Below are 21,644 nucleotides of genomic sequence, written 5' to 3' on the forward strand. Positions count from 1 at the left end.
TTTGTCTTCCATTCTGTAGTACTTAACTTATTTTAAATTATACAACTGTTTTTACTTATGACTTCTCTCATCAGAAGCACCGCCGACGACACTGCGTTCAAAACGCTTATTAGCCAATTAGATTACGATTTATTACAGCGCTATGGGCCTAAACAGAGTCAATACGATCTACACAACACTGGTCTACAAGAAGCTAGGGTTGTTCTCGCTTTTAATGAAAATGAACCGGTAGGTTGTGCTTGCTACAAAATAGTTGAGCCAGCAGGTAGTGTCGAAATAAAACGAATGTACGTGCAGCCTGCTTACCGGCGTTTCGGAGTGGCTCAGCAACTCCTAGCTCAACTTGAGGATTGGGCTAAGGAAGAAGGTCACCATATGGCTGTCTTACAAACTGTAATTAAACAGCCCGAAGCGATTGCGCTTTATCAACGATGCGGTTATAAATCAATTCCTTGCTACGGCGTGTATGTTGGCGATGATGACAGTGTGTGTATGGGAAAAGATCTGGCTTAAGTCACTAAGTAAAAAGGTATGGATTAACATAATATTCAGTGGCTGTTGCAAAAGGCCTTGAAGGATTAATCTACCTCTGTTTGGGTGCCTTATCAGACCTATCTCTACATTAAAAAATAGGGTTATTAATGGTAAATCTAGGCCATTGTCCCAACAGCCACATCACTTATATAGCAAGAAAACCCACTCCTCCAACCTTTTTAGAAGGGATGGAATCTACATAGCACAACCCTTTATTTTCCTGATTAGATGAGCAGATCTGCACTACTGATTGCCATTTTAGCTAGCTTTCTGTCCACAGCTCAAATGTGTAGTTCCAAAGATGATCTTAGTCCAGAAGGAGTACGTTTATCTTGTTTTTCAGACAAATCTCTGACAGATGTTTCTTGGCAAAAAGACCAACTGCAATTCTTTCAGAAACCTAAATGAAAGTGGTGGTATACACCTACAAAAACGAGTCTTTTTTGGCTTTTGAGAATGGGTTTATTAGTTCTGCTATGAGTTATATCTTCGATTGCTCAGGAGTTACAATTATTAAGCGTAGTATCAATTATAATACTTTCCATAGTGAAGCAAAGCAACTTAAAGTTCTGTTAGAAGGAAGCTATTAGAGTTGTATTTTCCCCCTAAACACGAACAGGTCACCTTTATCGATTATTGTTTTAATCTCATAACATAAAATTAGTGGCTGTTGCAAAAGTCTATTGGTCTTTGGTCAGTCTTACTAGTTGAGCCATATTCGACCCTATTTTGCTTCGAAAACAGGGGACTGACAAGGGCGATTCAGGTCTGTATCGACTTTTGCAACAGCCACATTCACTTATATAACAGTTTTGGTTTTGTAGGTACTACCACTCGCAATCCTTTCTTAGACTGAATATACGTAGCTGGTATAAGTCCCCGTTAGACTTCTGCGACCTTTATTATACACCATCAATAAGCTATGGAACAAGTAAATAGGAACAAACAGGCCCTGCTTTATGGCGGCATTATGCTGCTAAGTTTTTTCATATCTAGTTGTTTCCAGGAGCCTACCTGCTCGAAGATTCCACAAATCAAGTTTAAGGGATTTAGTCGGTATGCCCTTCAAGCGGGTTCAGGAGTTGGTCAATCAAAACGCGATTCACTACAAATCACCATTGGGTTTACTGATGGGGATGGAGACCTAGGTGACGTCTTGCCAATAGATAGCTTGGAAATAGCTCGTTACAGGCAAGCAGGTGGTTGGGGGAATTATAAGATTATTGCGCTTCAATTAAAGAATGGTCAGTATCAACCCATTCCTACAGGTGAGAATACAACCTTATTTTTCCCTCGGTTGAGTGGGAAAGGTAGAACAGGGCCTATTGAAGGGGACTTGGAACTGGAACAACTTTATCCTTATGGTAACAGGTTTACAACTATCCCCACCAAATATCAGATTCAAATCCGAGATCGTGCTTTAAATGTTAGTAACGAGATAGAAACTGGTACGATTCACCTTCCTTATTTCTATTAGATTAATATAAAATCACTTGTGCAACAACAGATTACAACTATTACCCAATTATATAGCTCTACAAAGATGTGATTCATGGGAAGAATATAGAAGTCATAAAAACTCACTTTTATTCTGATCTTACAATGAAAAAACTATTTATTTTCCTCTTGGCCTTCTGTACAATTTTCATCTGTTTAGCTTCTAATAGTCTCCAAGCACAACAAGTTTTGACGCCGAAAACACGTCCGTTCAGTTTAGGTTTTTTTGCCGGTTTGAACTATACAAATTCGTTTGTAGATTCCTATTATTTCAAGTCTCAAGCTGGCCTCCTGGCTGGTATTGATATGAAGTATCGATTCACAAATCAAACATCTTTACATATGCAACCTTCTTGGACACAGGTTGCCGAGGCTAATGCTCAATCTAACGTTAGCAAACTAAGTCTAAACACCTTTAAACTACCCTTCGTGTATCGGTATTACGTCTCTCCTAATCGAAACCTATTTTTTGTTCAGGCGGGTTTGAGCTACAATTATCTCACAAGCAGCAACTTTAGGAAACAATATGATTTTGTCTGCATTACTGCCCCCTGCCCAAACATAGGGCCAAATACTCCGTCTTCAAACAAGTCTACAGTTAGTGGAATTGCTGGTGTGGGCGTTACGATCGAACTGCAAAAAATCAGTATTCCTGTTACACTACAATACGAACGGTATTTTGGTAATTATTTGTTCACCACTAACAGTTCCTTCATCTCTGATGGTAACCCAACGCGGGTGAAATTTGAGAGTTTTGCTCTAACAACAGGAATCAATTTTTGATATGGATAGTATAATACAGCAGTTAAGATTTTAGCGTATGCTACGGATAGTTGTTGACAATTATTAAAAGAGGTGGTCCAATTAAACACCGGTTTCCCAACACCATGTAACGACCTTATTAGAAGAAGAACACTACTTAAGTTAATGCCATCTCTTGAATCATAGTACCTTTTATTAAAGCCCCCATGAGTTCGTGAGAATTTTATATAAACGATTTGTCGCTGTTCGGTTAATTAGGTCAGAAAAAAATTGGTAAATAAGATCCCTCTTGTTTCAGGCTATACAATAAAACGCTTCACCCGCCGTTTTACAACTGTTATGCTTCTTCAGCCTCATCGCTAAATCCGTTGGGGCCTTTTCTTTGGCTTACTGCTTACCTTTGTGGATATGGAACCCATATCTGATCCCCCCCTCCCAGCCTGATTCCGTTGCGATCCAGAAGCAGCGCGTGGAAGACGCTACTGAATTTTTAAGTATTTGTGATGGCACCGGCCACCCGGCGCTTGTCGACGGGCTATGACAGCGGCTACTACTGGAAAGACGTTCAACGAGCCCTTCGGATTGCTGCGGGTTTAAAGAAGTGGCCTGATTGATTAACTCTCATTTATACTATGCGATAAGTGACCAGCATAGTGAGCTATTTTTATTAATTTAGTTCGTCACGTTTTCACAACGCACGTTCATAAAATGGAATTATTAATCCACTTCTCGAATCGTGGCGAAAGTCCATAAATTGAAGAATCAATTCCATAACCCTAATTGACTAACCTCACTACAGCACCAAAAATCGCCATAGCCTATTGGTGAAAAGTTTATAAAGTAATCGTTACCTAACGAAACCATATACTGACTATTATCTAATTAGATTAACTATTGTTAACTAATTTACTTATTCACAAGTCAACTTGACAACTATTTTATTTGTAAGTTAGGTAACTACTTTACTTGTCAATCAATTAACAAGTAAAGTAGTTGACAAGTTGGCTTGTCCGATGACCATACCAGCTCAATACTCCTCCTAAAGGCCCAGTTTGCCCGACGCATTATGTTTACGAATATTACGCCGACGATCATAGCGCTGAATCATCGTCGTCGTGCGGTGTTTGGTTTGATTCATCACCTCCACATCATCCGCGCCGTTGGCTTTGGCAATGGTGACAAAACTAGCCCGCAGCGAGTGAGCCGTAAACGGTGCGCCCAATTGCTGCTGCACCAGTACGTTCACCCACTCGTCGGAAAGGCGCGCACTCGTCACGCGTTCCCCCTTCCGAATCCGCACAAATAAAGGCCCCTGCTCCCGGCCTAAAATGGTCAGCCAGGCCTCAAGCGCTGCGATGGGACAATACTCCGCTTCGCGGGCATAGCCAACGGCTTTCTCCTCGACCTCCCCGAATTGATTGGTTTTCGAGCGCTGCAGCCGAATGACCATGCCGGCCTCATCGATCAGAACATGATCCACATCCAATTGGGCTAGTTCACTGCGTCGAAACGCACCCGTGAAACCTAGTAGTAGAATGGCCCGGTTGCGTAAACCGGTCGGGGTATGGGGTAAGGCGTCCAGGGCCTGGCGAAACTGCTTGAGCGAAAAGTCCGGTGCCTGTTTCTGACGCACGGTCTTTTTGAGCTTGAATCCTTTGAGAAACACTTTGAATTGCTCGTCGGTGGTTGGTGAGTCGAGCCGCTGTTGTCGGTGTAGTTTAGCGATGCTGGCCAGGTGGCGTTGAATGGTAAAGTAACTGCGGGTTCGTCCCAGGAAGGTGACGTATTCGACCAGGGCCACTGGTAACAAAGGCGTTGACTCGTAGCCATTCTCTCCACACCATGCTGCATATTGCTTGATGTCAGTCATAAAGGCCCGGTGAGAGTTGGCCGATCCTTGCAGGCCTGCCCGCAGAAACTCCCTGGCCTGCTGGCGAATTTGTTCATCGACGCGCAGAGATAAACTTTGGTCGGGAGCGGATAGGATGGTCAGCGTTTGGGACGGGGTATCAAGTTGGCTCATAAGTTGGCATGGGAAACGAGAGTTGGCGTCGGGCCTGTTTCGAACCAAATTGATCGAAACCGGACCGTTTGGGCAAAGATACGATTACTCGTGATAATTAAATATTATCAAGAATAACTAACTACGCAGGTGTGTATGAACTTTAACTGAGATTTATCGGACTTAATGATTCTATCTTGCTTCCTATTGTCAAAATGATTTATGCGGGGCCGCTTATACCTAGGTTAGATGGGCAGTTTTGGTGAAAGGGGTAAAGAAGGAGCAGACTGATAATATTTAGGTTTGTTGACGTTGAGGAACTGGTTTTGTGTACCTATACAACGAGCAAGATTGAGGCCTAGTTTGTAAGGTAGAGCAACGTTGAGAACACATACCTTGATAAGTTCGATGAAAAGTTTTTATTCAGACCGGCCCAATTAGGAAGCGTTTTCGTGAACGGATTAGGACTATCGAAAAATTTGTATTTATCTAATAATAAACTAATGATAGATACTAAAAAATGAAATTAATAAATTTGTCTATTACCAATACGGCAACTGTATCTGTACAGTTAATGAAACCAAGTTGAGCCTTGTATAATAAGCAGTACAGAAAAGTTTTGATAACTCGTAAGACATATTCTAAGGAAGCATGGTTCTTATCACTAAATTTCTCTACAGCTAGTAAGCCATGTTTGACGTCCTGTTTGCCCACATTCAAGAAAAAGTCGACTTAACCGAACTCGATAAGGAGTCCATTCAATCTTTTTTTTCGCTCAGGAAGTTGCGAAAACGTCAGTACCTGCTTCAACAGGGGGCCATCTGTACCCATCTCTCTTTCGTGGCGAAAGGACTGCTCCGATCCTTTACGGTCGATGAAAAAGGGCGCGACCATATCAGCCTGTTTGCCTGGGAAGGCTGGTGGATTTCCGATTTTAACAGCTTTCTGTTCCAGGAAGAAGCTCAGCTAAATATCGATGCCATTGAAGAAACTCAATTGGTAATGATTTCTCGGGCTGATTATGAGGCCTTGACCCTGAAGGTTCCCATCATGGACCGCTACTTCCGGCTGCTTTATCAGAACAGTCTGGCCACCAAGGATCGACGCTTAATTAGCTCCCATACCCACACCGCCGAGGAGAAATACCTCCAACTAGCCCACAGCTATCCCCATATTCTTCAGCGCATTCCTCAACACCTGATTGCCTCCTACCTGGGCCTGGCGCCGGAAACCATCAGCCGAATTCGCAAAAGTCTCGCCCTGCGCCAGGCCGATTAATTGATCCAGATCAAGGATATTTCTTGCCCTAGATCAAGAGCCAACGGCTGTAACCAGGCTACCTTTGCCTACAGATTAACAGGCCATCTCAGTTCACGTTACACTTACCTGGCTTCATTTTGGAACCCGATTGATGTTCTCCTATGCTCGCTAGTTGGTTACGAAGGGTACCTACTGAGGTGATTAAGTAAAGTGATATGATGAAAAATACAGCATTAGTCGTTGGCGTGAGCGGGATCACCGGCAGTAACTTGGCGCAAAAGTTACTGGCCAACAACTGGACGACCTACGGGTTAGCGCGTAACCCGGTTTCGACGCTTGAACAGTTGCATCCCATCCCGGCCAATCTGCTGGATGAAGAAGGTTTGGTCCAAGCGCTCGAAGGAGTTAACCCCACCCACGTCTTTTTTACCACCTGGATGCGCAACGACACCGAGGCCGAAAATATTCGGGTCAACAGTGCTCTGGTGCGCAACCTGCTCAATGTTTTATCACCCAAGAAGTCAGTGCAGCATGTGGCTTTGGTCACCGGACTGAAGCACTATCTGGGCCCGTTTGACGCTTATGTCAAAGAAGGTGTTCTGCCCCCGACACCCCTTCGGGAAGAGCAACCTCGGTTGGCGCTCGACAATTTTTACTACGCCCAGGAAGACGAGGTGTTTGCCGCAGCGGAGCGCGATGGCTTTAGCTGGAGCATCCACCGGCCCCATACGGTAATCGGTAAAACGGTGGGAAATTTGATGAATATGGGCACGACCCTGGCCGTCTATGCCAGTATCTGCAAGGAGACGGGGCATTCCTTTAACTGGCCGGGTTCGGCTGCCCAGTGGTATGGTATCTCCGACGTGACCGATGCCCGAATACTGGCAGATCAACTAATCTGGGCAGCTACCACCCCCCAGGCTCACAATCAAGCCTTCAACATTACTAATGGGGATGTGTTTCGTTGGAGTTGGTTATGGCCTCAGCTAGCGGGCTGGTTTGGCATTGACTACCAGGGCTTCGATGGCACCGTTCGGCCACTGGAGCAGGAAATGGCCGATTGGGGTCCGTTGTGGGAGCAGTTAGCGAGCAAGTACAACCTGAAGGAACCGGACTTACAGCGGTTGGCATCGCCCTGGCATACCGATCTGGATCTGGGCCGGCCTATCGAAGTAATGACCGATATGGCGAATAGCCGTAGGCTGGGTTTTAGCCGTTACCAAAGTAGCCGAGAGTCGTTTTTTGATTTATTTGAGCAATTGCGTCAGGATCGAATCATTCCTTAGCTGGCTAGTTAGGGCGCTTTGGCTCACGGTCAAGAAAAGAACTATGTAAAAAAGTGATCAATAACATTCCAGCGACAAAAAAGCCCTGTTGAGTCAGGGCTTTTTTGTCGCTGGAATGTTATGGCAAAGATGTTCAGTCCAGATCGTTTTTTAACGTCTTTATCGCTTATCCTGATGGAGATATAATCCTATAGCTCTCTCCGCTTCATACCAACTTATCGGGTGTCATAGGCAGATCTCTCAACCGTTTGCCCGTGGCATTAAAGACGGCGTTAGCGATCGCTGCGGCTACACCGGTGATACCAATCTCACCAATACCCCGGGCACCGATGGGTGAAATATGCGGGTCTGGCTTGCCAATAAAATGAACATCGATGGGCGGGATATCCAGGTTAACGGGTACGTGATAATCAGCCAAAGTACGCACAACGGGATTGCCCCAGCGTTTATCGTACTCCGTAGCTTCCATTAAAGCGGCACCGATGCCGAAAATGACACCGCCAATAATTTGGGAACGGGCCGTTTTTTCATTCATAATGCGGCCCACATCCTGAACGCTGGTAAAGCGCTTCACCCGGATGGTGCCAAAATCCTCGTCCACCCACACCTCGGCAAACTGCGCCCCGAACGAATGAAACGCGTAGTGTTTATCATCGCTGTTTTGTTCAGCGGGAATCTGCCGGGGGGTACAAAGGGCGCTGGGAACGGTAAGGCCCGCACCGGAAACCGGCTGGGTAGTGGCGCAGGCTTCCAGCTCCGTCCGCTTAGCCCGGCTCAGGATGGCGGCATAGGTATCGCTCTTCTTTTCGTCGCCGGTAATAACTAGTTTACCCTTGGCATAACCAATCTCATCTGGCTTGCGGCCATGGAGTGGGGAAGCGGGGTCGGCAATGGCCAGTGCTGCGAGATCGTTTCGCAGCAGCACGCAGGCTTGCTGCGCTGCTGGGTGAATGCTGGCCGTCGTTTGGGAACCGCCTGCCAGCGGTGCCGGAGGAAGACTGGAATCGCCGATCTTAACCTGAATCTGATCCACGGGTACACCCAGGGCATCCGCTGCTGTTTGCGCCAGGACGGTATAAGTTCCGGTCCCAATGTCGATTGACGCCGTCATCACCGTGACCGCTCCACTGGCTGTCATGGATACCTTGACCGTAGCCGCGCTCCGGCCACCGGGATAGGTGGCGGTCGCCATGCCATAACCGACTAGGTATTGGCCAACCCGTTTCTGGCGGGGTTCTATAGAGCGGGCCGACCAGCCAAATTTCTCGGCCCCAATCCGGTAGCAGTCGATCAAGAACTCACTGGAGAAGTCATGACCTTTCATGGGGTCCTGACGGGTATGGTTCGCGATTCGGAACGCGACCGGGTCCATCTTGAGCTGATAAGCCATCTCATCCATCGCCGATTCAAGGGCAAAGGTGCCGGGCGTCTCGCCGGGTGCCCGCATGAACGTAGGGGTACCCCGGTTTAGTTGGGCTACGTTGTAGGTAACCTCGCGCAACGGGGCTTTGTAGAGCACAAGCGACTGTTTACCACTGGGTTCAAAAAATTCGGTCAGGTTATTGTACGTATCGGTATGATGACGGAGTACGCTCAATTTCCCGGCAGTATCCGTGCCCAGCGCCACACGCTGAATGGTTGCTGCGCGATGCCCTACATTGGTCTGCATCATCTGCCGGGTCAGCGCCAGTTTGACGGGGCGGCCCGCTATCTTGGCCGCCATAGCAACCAGCAATGTGTGAAGCCAAAGACCTTTGCTACCGAAACCGCCCCCCACGAAAGGAGCGATTACGTGGACGTTCTCCGGTTTGAGGCCCAGGAAATAAGCCGCGATCGTACCCGTGAGTCCCACGCCCTGGGTTGCATCGTAGAGGATGAGCTTGTCGGTACCTTCCCAAACGGCTACCGTGGCGTGTGGTTCCATCGGGTGATGATGCTCGACCGGGGTAGAATACGCGTTATCCACGCGATGAGCCGATTGGGCGAGTGGAGCCGCGGCCTTACCCTCACTCACCTGTGCTTCTTCGCCCATAAACATCTTCGGCTTCTTACTATTGGGCAGCGCAGCCTTCAACTCAGTGGCCGCTTTCTGGGCCGCATACCGCACCATCAGTTTGTAGGCTGCTGCGCGGGCCTGTTCGTAACTTTCAGCAACGACCACAGCAATGAACTGGCCGGGGTAATGCACGTTCGTATCTTGTAAAGGCGGCAGGTTCTCTCCCAAAAACGCGGCCCCGGCTTTCGCTTGTGCCGACCGATCCAGGGGTTTTAGCTTCAGGGCATTTTTGTAGCTGATAACGTGAAGCACGCCAGGCTCTTTTTTAATGGCCGCGTCATCTAGGGCGGTGATTCGTCCCTTGGCAATCGTTGCCCGGACGGGGAACGCATACGCCATGTTGGGTTGGTTAAATTCCGCAGCGTAGGTTGCCTTGCCCGTTACCTTCATACGGCCATCGATGCGGCTGATTGGTTTACCGGTTTCACTCATGGTCTGCTTCGTTGTTGGTTGAAGGATGTTACTTTGGCATTCCGTTTTGGGTCCCGCCTTCCAGCCCGTACACGCCACCCTGCATAGCCCCCTGTAAAGCCCTTGTAATGGCTTTTCCAGCCATTGCCACCTTAAATTTATTATGCTCCAGAGGGCGGGCGTTTTTAAGTTCGGCTTCGGCGGCTGCCCGGAAATTGACCTCCGTCGCTTCTTTACCCGTCAGCCACGTTTCGGCAACCGAAGCCCGCCAGGGTTTGTGCGCAACGCCCCCTAAGGCCAGTCGAACCTGCTTGATCTGATTGCCTTCCAGCGATAGTGCTGCCGCGACGGATACCAGCGCAAAGGCATACGATGACCGTTCCCGGATCTTTAGATAATACGAGCGGTCGGCAAACTCATTTTCTGGCAATTCAATCGAGGTGATTAATTCGCCGGGTCTAAGGGTGTTGTCTTTTTCGGGAGTATCACCGGGCAGACGGTGGTAATGGGCAAATTCGATGGTACGTTTGACGTTATTTTTACCTTCCACATGCACCAGGGCATCCAGCGCGGCCAGAGCTACGGCCATGTCCGATGGATAAACCGCGACACACTTTTCCGACCATCCGAACAGGGCATGGTTGCGATTGATTCCGTTTAGCGCACCACAACCCGAACCAGGTTGGCGTTTATTACAGGGCATGTTTACATCATAGAAGTACGTGCAACGGGTACGTTGATTAAGGTTGCCCGCATTAGTTGCCATGTTTCGAATCTGCGCGCTGGCACCCGCCAGAATAGCCATCGAGAGGAGCGGGTAATTTTGACGGATTAATGCATGATTAGCCGTGCTGGCGTTGGTAGCCGTACCGCCGATGGTTACACCATTTGCCGTCTTTTCAATGTCAGCGTGTTTTAATCGGGTAATATCAACCAGCTCCGACGGATGCATGACATCCTCTTTCATCAGGTCGACCAGGTTGGTGCCACCGCCTAAGAATTTTGCACCGGGATTCGCCGATACAAGGGTAATGGCCGTGCCCGCATCACCAGCCTTTGAATACTTGAATGGTCTCATAATTGACGATTGCTAAAGAGAATCAAATCGTACCGTCGGCAAATTGCCAAACCTGAGCCACGGCCTTGTCGCCATGCACTTCGCGAATGGCGTCCACAATATTAGGATAGGCCCCACACCGGCAGATGTTGCCCGACATGCGCTCTCGAATTTCTTCATCAGAAAGCTTCACCGACTTATCCGTCTGACGCACGTTTTGGGTAACGTAACTGGCTTCGCCGTTCTTGGCTTCACTCAGCAGCGCAACCGCCGAACAGATCTGGCCTGGCGTACAGTAACCACACTGAAATCCATCATGTTTAATAAACGCAGTTTGCATGGGGTGAAGGGTATCGCCATCCGCTAACCCTTCGATGCTTGTCACGGCCTTGTCCTCACAGGTGGCGGCCAGGGTTAAACAGGACAGAACGCACCGACCATCAACCAGCACCGTGCAGGCACCACACTGACCATGATCGCACCCCTTTTTGGAACCCGTCAGCGCCAGGCGCTCTCGCAAGGCATCCAAGAGCGTCATGCGTGAATCCACCAGCAGGTTCTGCGCGCGACCATTAAGCTTGAAGGCCACGTTGACACCGTTCTCGACTATTGCCGGGGGAACCGGTACGGCGGCTGTCGTTCGGGCCATGAGCTGTTCGATCCCCAGGAAATGGGTAGCGAGTAAGCTGGTGCCGGTACAGGTAATGAGTTTTAAGAAGTGACGGCGCTTCAAACCGGACGTAATGATCTCACTCATTTCATCGGGCATCAGGTCTTCAAGGACCTTTCGTTCGGCGTCGCTCAGATCCGGAAACTTAGGTTGGTCTTCCATGAGGTCTGTTTGAAGGAGATTCTAAAGATAAGCGTTTAAAACAGGACTTGTTTTGATTTAGACAATAGACTTTTCAGGCAACGATACAGCTTTTTATAGCTGAATGCATCCAGCAAATTTTGTATTGAGTAGTAGGTCAAAATTCACAACCAAATCCATCAATGTATCCATGAACAGGTAAATTTCCAAAATAGTATTTTATTGTTATTTTGAATATAAAATAGGCATGTGCTTTCGTTTATAAAATTTGTACTTTTCCTTGTAATCGCTCAAAAAGATAATCTTTTCGTGAACGGTTTTAGTCAGGAACGACTAATGATCAACCTCGTTAATTATTACTAGAAAACACTAGCTTTTTAAGTTGAGCATTAGCAAGCTAATAATTCTGTAACTTCAACGCTCACAACCTGCTTTCTGAATCAAAAATAGATTTCTCACCTTCACGTCTCTGACGTGAGATAGACACTATTCTATCATGAAGTTAGGTTACGCCCGAGCCTCTACGCAAGATCAAAACCTGGCGCTTCAACTGGATGCCCTCAAAGCAGCCGGCTGCTCCAAAATAATTCAGGACCGCGGTGGCGGACCACAAAGCCAGTGGATCAAAGACTTAACGGCCTGAGTTGAACAAGTTACTAGACATCTTCCGAGAGGGTGACACGTTGATGATTTGGAAGCTGGATCTACTGGGTCGTTTCTTGAACCATTTGATCGAGATTGTCACGCTGCTCGAGCAGCAACACATCGGCTTAGTAAGTCTGAACGACCCTATCGACACCACGACTGCTCAAGGTCGGCTCTCGCATTTTCGCCAGTCTGGCTGAATTTGATGGCACCGGCCACCCGGCGGGAGGTGATTCGAGAGCGAACCTTGGCGGGTTTAGCCTCTGCCCGTCGACGGGGACAACTCTTAGGCCGTCGTAAAGGGCTATCCAAAGCGGGTGAGTGGAAGGCTCGCATTGCCGAAAGTCTTTACAAGGAAGGCAAGTACTCGGTGGAACAAATCGCCCGCGAGTTCCATCTCTCAAAAACGACCTTGTACAAGTATCTGCGTGTAATAGGGGTTGAGATCGAATCTGCAAGTCAAGAGCCAGTTACTACAATTTAGAAAGTCGTCAGCTTTGTGTTTTTAAACTTCATTTATCAGCACAAATGATATGTAAAATCCCCAAAACTAATTCAGACTTAATTTCCAATCCTTGTAGCAGGTAACAGTAATCGTATAACAATCTTATAACGACCTCATATAGCCATATATGTGTTATAAGCTAGGCGCTGTCCGAGAAGAGAAGAAGTAAGAAGTAGATAAGGTACCGTTCCCTCACGAGGAGTGGTTTAAACCCTCTCCAAGATTGAACCTGGATTAACTTGTCATTAAAGTATATAGAATAAAATCCACAAGCTTCTACACCGAGTTATGGCTCTGATTAGCTCTCTATAAATCCCTAATCAATTAACTCAAGGTTATGAAAAAGGCAATCATCTTAGGAGCCATGCTGATAGGCATCGCAACCTTCAATGCTCAGGCGCAAACAAGTGGGTCAAGTGGTAGTAGCAGCAGTACCGGCAATGGCACCACCGGATCCTCTTCCCAGAATGGATCATCGAGCAGCAATGGTAGCAACGGCTCAACGATGGGTTCGGGGTCAATGAATAGCAGCAGCCAGGGAGGCCGCAGCAAGTCCAATCGTTCCGGCTCAATGAGTGATGGTTCAACCAGCAATGGAAACCGCAATCAAGGAAGCAATTCAATGAATACCCAAGGGAGTACCTCAACCTCTAGTCAGGGTAGCTCATCTAGCCAAGGTGGCCGTAAAGGAAAAACGTCAAAGACTAATTCGAGTTCATCGAACTGATAGCATCTAGCGACTAGTCAAACGGTTTTTGGTTAAATAACCAGAGTGCACGGTGCATAACACTTTGTCTGAGTTACACTAAGATTCGAGTTTATTGACTCCAACGTTCTCTTTAAGTAGGAAACTCTGATAGGTTTTAAACTGGCTGAAAGCCCGACAAATTAATAAATATTAATCTGTCGGGCTTTTCCGTGTATTATCTCCTTGACTAGTTGGAAGTTAACACTAAGAGTACGTCACATATCTGCAACGATTTTTTTGGCCATTTTTCACAAAATAGTTGGTTAACAAGCTACTGATAAGAGACTTATCAAATTTGTTTTTATTGGTAGACCACTAAAGCCTTCGGCAGAGCACGCCACGCACTGAGGAAATAGTAGTATTGTACAAGCCACTATCAGACGTATATGAAAGGAAGTAGTTAGTGAATAACTGCACCGATCTAATTCTATTTGATAATAAACTAGAGATAGACGTGGCCGTTCACTACCGCATTGACGAAGTTGTCAATGGCCTGCTGCTTTCTTTCAAAGTCAGTATGAATAAAAAGGGATGCCAGGCGTGCTCCTTCCTCTTCAGCAAAATCGAAATCATGCTTCTCTATATAGTCGACACCGCTACTTTCAAACCAGTGCTCAAACTTTCTTCGACGAGTTCATTGTGAACCATCTGAATCTTCGTAGACAGCAATAATGATATTGCTTAACTGCTCAAACCGCTGAGCAAACAGATACTGAACGGTAGCAGTTAGCCAATGATCTTCCGGTATACCCTTAGGGGGTTTATACATCCCAATTGGAAACAGATCAAAGGAGTAGAACTGGCAGCCTAACTGATCGGCAACAAAGAGGTAGCCATAATTAAAAAAGTGCGCCACGTAGCGCACTCCATAATCGGTATCAAAAAGAAGTTAGTGCCTGTTGAAATGTCTTGCCGTTCGCAGCTATATGGTTTGTAGTTGGTCTGGCTTTGTTTCACTTGAACTTACTTTTTTGGCACTCGCCCGCTGCTCTCTCAGCGCCCGTTTGTCATCAAGAATTTTCTTAACGACCGGACTTTCCTTGGCCGACGAAGGGACTACATGTTTGATCGTTTTCATAGGTCAGCCCTTTGCGTTATGGTTTTGTAGAAACTAATCAATAAGTTTAACAAAACACATTACACCTTTGGTGTGGCATCTCTGCGCCTTTCAATGCCTCATTAATGATACGAATTTATCGAAAAGAATGTTTCCCTCGAGGAAACTTGTATATGCTTTTTTAACAGAATGGAATGGTTCCGCTTTACTTCTCTCTTGCCCGTCTGAAGCACCTTAAATCTTATGCTTCAGATAACAAAACGTCTTTCTGCCTATCAATGAATATAAACGCAAAAAGACAATAGCCTCATTCATAATAAACTCTGCATTTTGGTGCCTTTTTGCTACTATCTGCTCTAAAATATCTCTTTGCGGCAGTTGTCAACACTTATTTTGAACCGACGCAAGCAACATCGGGGACTGTCGACCTTTACCTTAGTGGGTAGACTTCGTTTTTTTCATCCCCTCACGGCACCTATCCGATTTTCTTGAGAAAACGACTGGATCGTATCGGTGCAGACTTTGATTTACGCCATGGTGAATAGTTTTTGAAGCCTATCTTTTGCTGACGAGCCAAATAAAGGTTTTACTTTTTAGTTTAAATAATCTAGAACACTGGCCTCATCACCTTTCAAACTATTGATCATTCAGCTTGCTATTTGTGCTACCGGAAAGTAAAGCCATATTGCTACTAACGAGCTAAATTGATAAATAGAAGCCTCAAGTCGATGTACAACTTTTGGTCTAGTTCTCGGCTGGAAGTCAACTGCTGACCAGAGATAGCCCTCCTATTCAATCTATTTATCCTCATGGCAGATATGGGCTCATTTTCGGGCAACCCCATTACCGAATGGCTTACTGAACCAGGTGCTGATCGGCAGATGAAAGTACAGAAAGAGTTTTTCTACATTGATCCAAAAGGAAGAAAGTGGGTAGCCCCAGCAGGTAGTATTGTCAACGGGGCCAGTATCCCCGCTGCCCTCTGGTCAATGGTTGGCTCGCCCTACACAGGTGAATATCGACGAGCATCCATCGTTCATGATGTGGCCTGCGATGATGCGGCTGTATCTCGCAAGGAAGCTGATGAAATGTTCTACCACGCCTGCCTTGCCGGCGGATGTACTCTGTTTGAGGCTAGGGTATTATATGCGGGTGTCCGCATAGGGGCAGCCTTTCCTGATGTACGCTTTTGGACAGAAGCGGTTGCCGCTAGGCCGTTAGCTGTACGGGGACGTTTTCAGCCAACACTTACCCAGGAAAGTGTACAGAACACATACCGGGAAATTGCTGCCGATATTGAGTCCCGACCCGAGACAATGACATTTGAACAACTCGAAGGTATTGTTGATCATCATCTGGCAGCAGAGGTCGCTCAGTGATACAAATGCATTAGCGACGTCAACGTATAGAATTAAAGCCAATGGATGATGACACGAAAAATTTCTTCGATGTATTGATATCGGCGGCTCAATTGCTAGGTCCAATCGGGGCTGGTTGAGGGCTTATTACCGATTCTTTAGGGAGGGTTCACATAAACCACGTATTGAGTTCTCTCTCCGATGTACTTTTTATCAGAAAGTAGGCAGCACTCAAGGGGTTTTCTTTGTGGTTACTGCAACTAATATAGGGAATGCTGAACATAAATTTCAGCGTATTTCTTTGGTCGTACGTGGGATAAAAAAAGGTTATGACTTGGTGGGCAGGAGCAGCGGGGCAAGGTATCTTATTGAGCAAACCATTTATCTCATCGGATACAATGCTACTACCCCTAGTTGCTTTTCTGGCTTTAGCTTTTCACTATCGAAGCTTTTTACAAGTCGGTCAATCTTACCTACTGAAAGGTGTTCGTCGGGGAGCTCGTTTGCTAATCGCGGGGATTTTGCTGATGCACTGGGCTTGTTTATGCTCACCAGCTTCGCCAACGGTTTGGCTTACATCTTGATATGGATAGGTACGTCTTTGTTATACATTGATTTGTTGCCATTAGAGGGGATTGTTGATAAACGATTAGTTCAAGGCTTGGTTGCTATTAAGCTTACGGCACTAGCCGGTAGCTTTCTGCATGTTTGGCCAGTACTAATTAGTAACACATTTGATCTGCTTGGTGTAATCCTTGCTTGGCTACTATTAAACTCGCTGGCTAGTCACCAAGAATTACATGAGGCTGGTTAATAAAGATTGTATATTCTCTACCGTGTTAGCCCGTCTCAGATGAGATCGGGCTTTTTTGTTAAATACAGTCTTGCCAAGCCATATCTTCGCAGTAGTCTACTTGAAGTAAAACTTTACTGGCTACACTAACTGATTTAGGCCAATTAAGACGTACGTAGGCTATCAAAATGACCGTTTTGCCTCAATTTGGGTGAAATGTGGTACCTCTCCCTGAGGGAGTTAGTCTAATTTTGCACCAGCGTTTGACACACTCAAGAGCCCCCGGCTCAGTGGTTGTCAGTCTTGTTTTTTCGCCTGGCGGGCGATGTTCCTTTACGATCACGATCCACGGGGTGATTTTTCTCTTCATATATCTAACACCTTAACCCTTTACTATATGCTGTTTTGAATTTTTGGCACCCTCATGATGCTTTTTGGCCCGCTGGTGAAAACTTATCTCCGCAATTTTGAGCCGATTTGGACAAACTTATTTTGATGAAGACCATTGAGCTATTCCAGGGCCCTTCCTGTAGCGCGCAGGCCGACTAGCAGGTCAATTTGGGATAAATGTTATAGTTTTTGGGCGATTTGCGATAGTTGCCCCCCTAGCTTCGGTTTATCTTTGCTACCGATTCCCAGGACATTTGTTGATTCATATGTACAGGAATTAATGATTGATAAGGCGTAGCTAATGAGGTCACGTTCAGCCAAAACAGCCTCATTTTCGTTACTGTATATATGTAAATACTAGTATATTTGTATGTGTACGAGACGCTTTTTTTAGCCCTTTGGCTTAATAGTTTGCGTGTGAAATCTATAAATTCTATCAATCAAATCAATTTAGTAATAGTCAAGACAACCAAGTACGTTTATGAGAAAAATTTCTACGTCTTATCTTTTTGCCAATCTGTGTCTGCTCATTAGTGGAATGGCATTAACCTTTTCCGCATACGCGCAGACTAATTATTCTGAAGGCAACGATTTTCCGGGCATTGCGGGCGCAACCACTTATACACTAAATCAGGCTGGCGACTACACCTTCTCGGGTACGATTCAAACGCCAAATGACCAGCAGGATGCATTCAAGGTGATTATACCCGTTGGCTTCAAGATAACCAAAGCGGTCCTTCAGGCTTCGGGGGGGAACAGTCAGCAGCAACCATCCGGATTTGTTTCCTTTGCCGACAGCTACCCCGGCTACTCGTCGGCTTCCTTTTCAAACAGCAGTGGCGTAAACGTCACCCGCACGGGGGACTTGGGACCCAATTCTGAGAGTAATCCATACGTTGGTCTTGCCTCAGTTGATTACAGTGTTGGAACCAGCTGGTCAATTCGAGTCACGGTCGTGTCGACTGTGGTAGAGAGTACGTGCTTTGCGCCAACCGTTCCGACTATTTCCGCCACACGAACGTCTATCTGTGCCGGAAGCAACACCATCTTAACCATCCAGAGCGGAAGCTTAAACGACGCCACCAATTGGATATGGTATTCGGGGAGCTGCGGAGGCACGCCGGTCGGTACCGGTTCAGCCATACAAGTAAGCCCTGGATCGACCACAACTTACTATGCACGGGGCGAAGGGGGCTGCGTAACCCCCGGTGCGTGCGCATCGCAACAAATCACAGTCAATGCGCCCTTCTTCCCAAGCTTGAGCAACAACGGACCCTTAACCTGCGCCAAGACCAGCGTCATCCTGACAACTACCGGTGGTCCGTCGGGTGCCAGTTACACCTACAGCCCCGGTGCTCAGGCCAGTTCGCCCAGCAGCCTGACGGCGGCCGTCAGCCAGAGTGGTCCCTATAGTGTCACCGTGTCGGTGACCGGGGGCTGCTCCGCCATTGCGACTACGACGGTCACTAGTAACACGGTGGCCCCTCCCGTTGTTGTAACGCCAACCAGTCAGACCATCTGTTCCGGCCGGGATGCGTACTTTTCGGCATCGGGTGCCGACGCCTACCGCTGGAGTAACGGGGCCAATACAGCCACAATTGGCGTTAACGTTGCGGGTACTTATACCGTCACCGGTACCCGGACCAGTAACGGTTGCACCGCAACGGCCACGGGCCAGCTCACCGTGTTGCCCACCCCGACGCTAAGTCTAGATAATGCCCGCACGGCCTCCTCTTCCCGCTGTGATACGCCCAACGGCCAAATCGGCTTTACCACCAGTGTGGCCGGGGGGGAGTACTCATTTAACTATCGCATCAGCGGACTGAGTGGCGTGCAGACCAAAACGGTCACCGTAGCCGACAGCCGCTTTGTGCTGGCAGGGCTGAGTGGCGGCAGTTATTACGGCTTCAGCCTGAGCAGTGGTGGTTGTACGGGCACCAATAGTGTAACGGTGACGCTGACTAGCCCCGTGCCACCCAGTGTGAGCATCAATCCGGCTTCCCAGACGATCTGCCAGGGCCAAACGGCGAACTTTACGGCCCAGGGCGCTGATGCTTATCTTTGGAGTACGGGGGCAACGACCGCCAGCATTTCGGCCGGCGTGAGCGGAGCCTACTCGGTGACGGGTACGGCCAGCAATGGCTGCTCGGCTACCGCCACAGCAACTTTAACGGTCAATGAAAAACCGCTGGCTCCCAGTGCTAACAATGTCAGCGTTTGTCAGAACAGCACCCCGGTTTCGCTGGTAGGAAGTGTCACCCAAGGCTCGAACCTACGTTGGTACACCAGGTCTACGGGCGGCACAGGTTCGAGTACAGCGCCAACTCCGCCAACCAGCACCGTCGGATCAACGACCTATTATGTGAGTCAGCTCAACAGTAGCGGTTGCGAGAGTGATCGCACCCCGGTTACCTACACCGTAACCCCCCTGCCGAATCCTTCGATCGTAGGGTTAGCGGACAGCTACTGCCAGGGGACAACAGCGGTGACGCTACTGGGTTCACCCTCGGGTGGGGTTTTTACGGTTGATGGCAGTACCGCTACGGTATTTAACCCCGCTAGTCTGTTGGTCGGTCAGCATACGGTTGTCTATTCCTACACCAACAGCAGCGGCTGCTCGGCCACGGCCAGCCAACTGGTTAGCGTCAAAGAAGTACCCCAGCCCCCTACCATCACCACCCAGTCCGGCGGGTCTTACCCGGCGGGGGTGAGTAACCTGACCATCTCCCAAAACACGGGCAATGTGATTCTGACGGTGTCGGGCTGCCAGGGCGGCTCCATCAACTGGAGTGGGGGCAATGCCAGCACGCTGGCGGTCTCAACGGCCAATTTGGGCACCCAGAGCTTTACGGCTACCTGCACCAGCAACGGCTGCACCAGCCCCACCGCTACGGCCACGGTCACGGTAGTGGCGCCCACGCTCAAAGTGCTTTCACGTGATCCCGACAACGGCCAGCTGAACAACAACACCATCAAGCCCTACCTGCTGTTGCAAAACGCGGGTACCACGCCGATTGCGTATAGCACCATCACGCTGCGCTACTGGTTGACCACGGAGAATACCATCCCGCTGAACTTCCAGAAGAATTACATTCAGATCGGCCAGAACAACCTCAACCTGCGCTACGTACCGCTCGATCCTGCTCGTCAGGGGGCTACGGGCTACATCGAGTACAGCTTCAGCGGGGGAGCCGGTAGCTTGGCCCCCAACGGTGATTCGGGTCCTTTGGAGATCCAGGTAACCAAGCAGGATTATAGCCAGTTCGTTCAGAGCGACGATTACTCTTACATCAACAATAGCAGCTTCACGCTTAACCCCCGCATCACGGCTTACCAGAACGGTACCATCTTCTACGGTACCGAACCGAGTGGCACAGGCAGTACCCGCGAAGCAGTGCCGGAAGCGGGGTCGTTGCTAGAGGTAAAGGTACTGGGCAACCCGGTCGTCGGCCAATCAGCGGAGGTAGAGATCAGCGGGGTAAGTGGCCAAACCGTACAGCTGAAGCTAGTAGATCTGCAAGGTAAGACACTGCATGGTCAGAGCATCAAGGAGGCAGGTAGTGTTGAACGGGTGAGTTTGCCTTTGGCTAACGCACAGGGTATTTTTCTCTTGGATGTGAGTACGGCTACCCAACGCCAACAAATCAAGCTCTTGAGACCTTAATTTTTAAACACACCCTCAACCAATAAGGCCTGGATCGTCACTGATTCGGGCCTTGTTATTTGTATTAGAACAGCGATTCTTACTCGATACATTACTTCCAGCGCTCTCCGTTCTTCTCGATGACTTTATTCCTCGTCTTCTTTGTCAAGACCCATCTTAATGATTTCTACGCGTCGGCGCGCTATGGCTAGCTCTCGAATGGTATTACCTACCCGAATGCTCACGGTATTAATATCACGACTCGTAAAATTCCACGTCTCAACTGATTCGGGATTGATGGCTGTACTTTTATGAACACGAATAAACTGAGGAAATTTTTTAAGCACGCTCGATAACGTTTCTGCTTTTAACCGGCGACGACCGTCGCTACAATTGAAAAAGGTATAGTTGCTATAACCCTGGAAATAAGCAACGACATTCTGGAATGGATTGAGCATTTTTCCTAGTTGGTTCCTTTTTAGGACAATACCCTTTAATCAACGTTTAGTGCAGAAGCATAATTTAGAATGTACATGCATAGTTGCTTATTCAACCAATCCGCTCAATTCTAATAATGAAACGATACAGCTATCTCGGTGATCGCATGACTGATACAACGCTAAAGGGCCAGTCATGCAGGGCTATTCTGCGCGAAGACGGCAAAACGATTCGCGGAAAGAACGGATCAATGCTCGTTGAATTTGATAACGGACGGATGGCTACGGTTATCGGTCGCTTACTGAGAAAGCTGTGAGCGATCAGTTTTAACGGCGTTTTTATTTAAATGATACCCGCGCTAAACATAGATCCGTGGTTTATTCTACATGAA

The 21,644-nt window shown here is 47.8% G+C and carries 19 protein-coding genes; 13 read left to right on the forward strand and 6 right to left on the reverse strand.

The features are described 5' to 3' along the window. Positions 1 to 57: 57 nt before the first annotated feature. The 3 genes from M0L20_RS25570 to M0L20_RS25580 all read left to right on the forward strand — a co-directional run bounded on the left by M0L20_RS25570 (position 58) and on the right by M0L20_RS25580 (position 2,814). The gene (locus M0L20_RS25570) at positions 58 to 513 is read left to right on the forward strand and encodes a GNAT family N-acetyltransferase (protein ID WP_248479987.1); all 456 of its coding nucleotides are present in this window, start codon (positions 58 to 60) and stop codon (positions 511 to 513) included. 943 nt (positions 514 to 1,456) lie between these two features. Continuing rightward, the gene (locus M0L20_RS25575; protein ID WP_248479988.1) at positions 1,457 to 2,011 is read left to right on the forward strand and encodes a hypothetical protein; all 555 of its coding nucleotides are present in this window, start codon (positions 1,457 to 1,459) and stop codon (positions 2,009 to 2,011) included. A gap of 125 nt (positions 2,012 to 2,136) precedes the next feature. Beyond that, positions 2,137 to 2,814 (forward strand): outer membrane beta-barrel protein, encoded by a 678-nt coding sequence (locus tag M0L20_RS25580; RefSeq protein WP_248479989.1) that lies wholly within the window; start codon positions 2,137 to 2,139, stop codon positions 2,812 to 2,814. Positions 2,815 to 3,832: 1,018 nt separating this feature from the next. On the opposite strand, the gene M0L20_RS25585 is transcribed toward M0L20_RS25580, so the two are convergent. Then, entirely contained in the window at positions 3,833 to 4,816 is a 984-nt protein-coding gene (locus M0L20_RS25585; protein WP_248479990.1) for a site-specific integrase, read from the reverse strand. Between the two features lie 669 nt (positions 4,817 to 5,485). Between M0L20_RS25585 and M0L20_RS25590 the strand changes: the two genes are divergently transcribed. Both M0L20_RS25590 and M0L20_RS25595 read left to right on the forward strand, forming a co-directional pair. Continuing rightward, positions 5,486 to 6,073 (forward strand): Crp/Fnr family transcriptional regulator, encoded by a 588-nt coding sequence (locus M0L20_RS25590; RefSeq protein WP_248479991.1) that lies wholly within the window; start codon positions 5,486 to 5,488, stop codon positions 6,071 to 6,073. Between the two features lie 197 nt (positions 6,074 to 6,270). After that, positions 6,271 to 7,341 (forward strand): SDR family oxidoreductase, encoded by a 1,071-nt coding sequence (locus tag M0L20_RS25595; protein WP_248479992.1) that lies wholly within the window; start codon positions 6,271 to 6,273, stop codon positions 7,339 to 7,341. A gap of 205 nt (positions 7,342 to 7,546) precedes the next feature. On the opposite strand, the gene M0L20_RS25600 is transcribed toward M0L20_RS25595, so the two are convergent. The 3 genes from M0L20_RS25600 to M0L20_RS25610 are packed head-to-tail and all read right to left on the reverse strand — an operon-like array spanning position 7,547 to position 11,697. Further along, positions 7,547 to 9,829 (reverse strand): xanthine dehydrogenase family protein molybdopterin-binding subunit, encoded by a 2,283-nt coding sequence (locus M0L20_RS25600; RefSeq protein ID WP_248479994.1) that lies wholly within the window; start codon positions 9,827 to 9,829, stop codon positions 7,547 to 7,549. Positions 9,830 to 9,857: 28 nt separating this feature from the next. Next, the gene (locus tag M0L20_RS25605) at positions 9,858 to 10,886 is read right to left on the reverse strand and encodes an FAD binding domain-containing protein (protein ID WP_248479996.1); all 1,029 of its coding nucleotides are present in this window, start codon (positions 10,884 to 10,886) and stop codon (positions 9,858 to 9,860) included. Positions 10,887 to 10,908: 22 nt separating this feature from the next. After that, a complete protein-coding gene (locus M0L20_RS25610) occupies positions 10,909 to 11,697 on the reverse strand; it encodes a 2Fe-2S iron-sulfur cluster-binding protein (protein WP_248479998.1) in 789 nt (262 codons plus the stop codon). A gap of 475 nt (positions 11,698 to 12,172) precedes the next feature. On the opposite strand from M0L20_RS25610, the gene M0L20_RS30200 reads away from it, so the two are divergent. From M0L20_RS30200 to M0L20_RS25625, 4 genes are all read left to right on the forward strand, one after another. Next, entirely contained in the window at positions 12,173 to 12,319 is a 147-nt protein-coding gene (locus M0L20_RS30200) for a recombinase family protein (protein ID WP_262924020.1), read from the forward strand. Position 12,320: 1 nt separating this feature from the next. Next, complete coding sequence (locus M0L20_RS30205; RefSeq protein ID WP_262924021.1) at positions 12,321 to 12,521, forward strand: recombinase family protein; 201 nt, start codon at positions 12,321 to 12,323, stop codon at positions 12,519 to 12,521. A gap of 5 nt (positions 12,522 to 12,526) precedes the next feature. Then, on the forward strand, positions 12,527 to 12,805 hold the full coding sequence (locus M0L20_RS25620; protein ID WP_248480000.1) for a helix-turn-helix domain-containing protein: 279 nt from the start codon (positions 12,527 to 12,529) through the stop codon (positions 12,803 to 12,805). 358 nt (positions 12,806 to 13,163) lie between these two features. After that, entirely contained in the window at positions 13,164 to 13,553 is a 390-nt protein-coding gene (locus M0L20_RS25625; RefSeq protein WP_248480002.1) for a hypothetical protein, read from the forward strand. A gap of 943 nt (positions 13,554 to 14,496) precedes the next feature. Here M0L20_RS25625 and M0L20_RS25630 read toward each other — a convergent pair. After that, complete coding sequence (locus M0L20_RS25630; protein WP_248480003.1) at positions 14,497 to 14,652, reverse strand: hypothetical protein; 156 nt, start codon at positions 14,650 to 14,652, stop codon at positions 14,497 to 14,499. Positions 14,653 to 15,440: 788 nt separating this feature from the next. Here M0L20_RS25630 and M0L20_RS25635 point away from each other — a divergent pair. The 3 genes from M0L20_RS25635 (at position 15,441) to M0L20_RS25645 (ending at position 20,836) form a co-directional block, all read left to right on the forward strand. Continuing rightward, positions 15,441 to 16,010: a DUF1353 domain-containing protein gene (locus M0L20_RS25635; RefSeq protein WP_248480004.1), complete on the forward strand. Its 570-nt coding sequence runs from the start codon at positions 15,441 to 15,443 to the stop codon at positions 16,008 to 16,010. Positions 16,011 to 16,236: 226 nt separating this feature from the next. Continuing rightward, positions 16,237 to 16,803 carry a hypothetical protein gene (locus tag M0L20_RS25640; protein WP_248480005.1) on the forward strand — a complete coding sequence of 189 codons (567 nt, stop codon included), beginning with the start codon at positions 16,237 to 16,239 and terminating at the stop codon, positions 16,801 to 16,803. Between the two features lie 850 nt (positions 16,804 to 17,653). Then, positions 17,654 to 20,836, forward strand: a complete 3,183-nt coding sequence (locus M0L20_RS25645; RefSeq protein WP_248480006.1) for a cellulose binding domain-containing protein — start codon at positions 17,654 to 17,656, stop codon at positions 20,834 to 20,836. 125 nt (positions 20,837 to 20,961) lie between these two features. Here M0L20_RS25645 and M0L20_RS25650 read toward each other — a convergent pair whose 3' ends face one another. Then, positions 20,962 to 21,273 (reverse strand): LytTR family DNA-binding domain-containing protein, encoded by a 312-nt coding sequence (locus tag M0L20_RS25650; protein ID WP_248480007.1) that lies wholly within the window; start codon positions 21,271 to 21,273, stop codon positions 20,962 to 20,964. A 116-nt stretch (positions 21,274 to 21,389) separates the two neighbouring features. Between M0L20_RS25650 and M0L20_RS25655 the strand changes: the two genes are divergently transcribed. Beyond that, a complete protein-coding gene (locus M0L20_RS25655) occupies positions 21,390 to 21,569 on the forward strand; it encodes a hypothetical protein (RefSeq protein ID WP_248480008.1) in 180 nt (59 codons plus the stop codon). Positions 21,570 to 21,644: the final 75 nt, after the last annotated feature.

This window comes from Spirosoma liriopis (assembly GCF_023196085.1).
GTDB classification, from domain to species: domain Bacteria; phylum Bacteroidota; class Bacteroidia; order Cytophagales; family Spirosomataceae; genus Spirosoma; species Spirosoma oryzicola.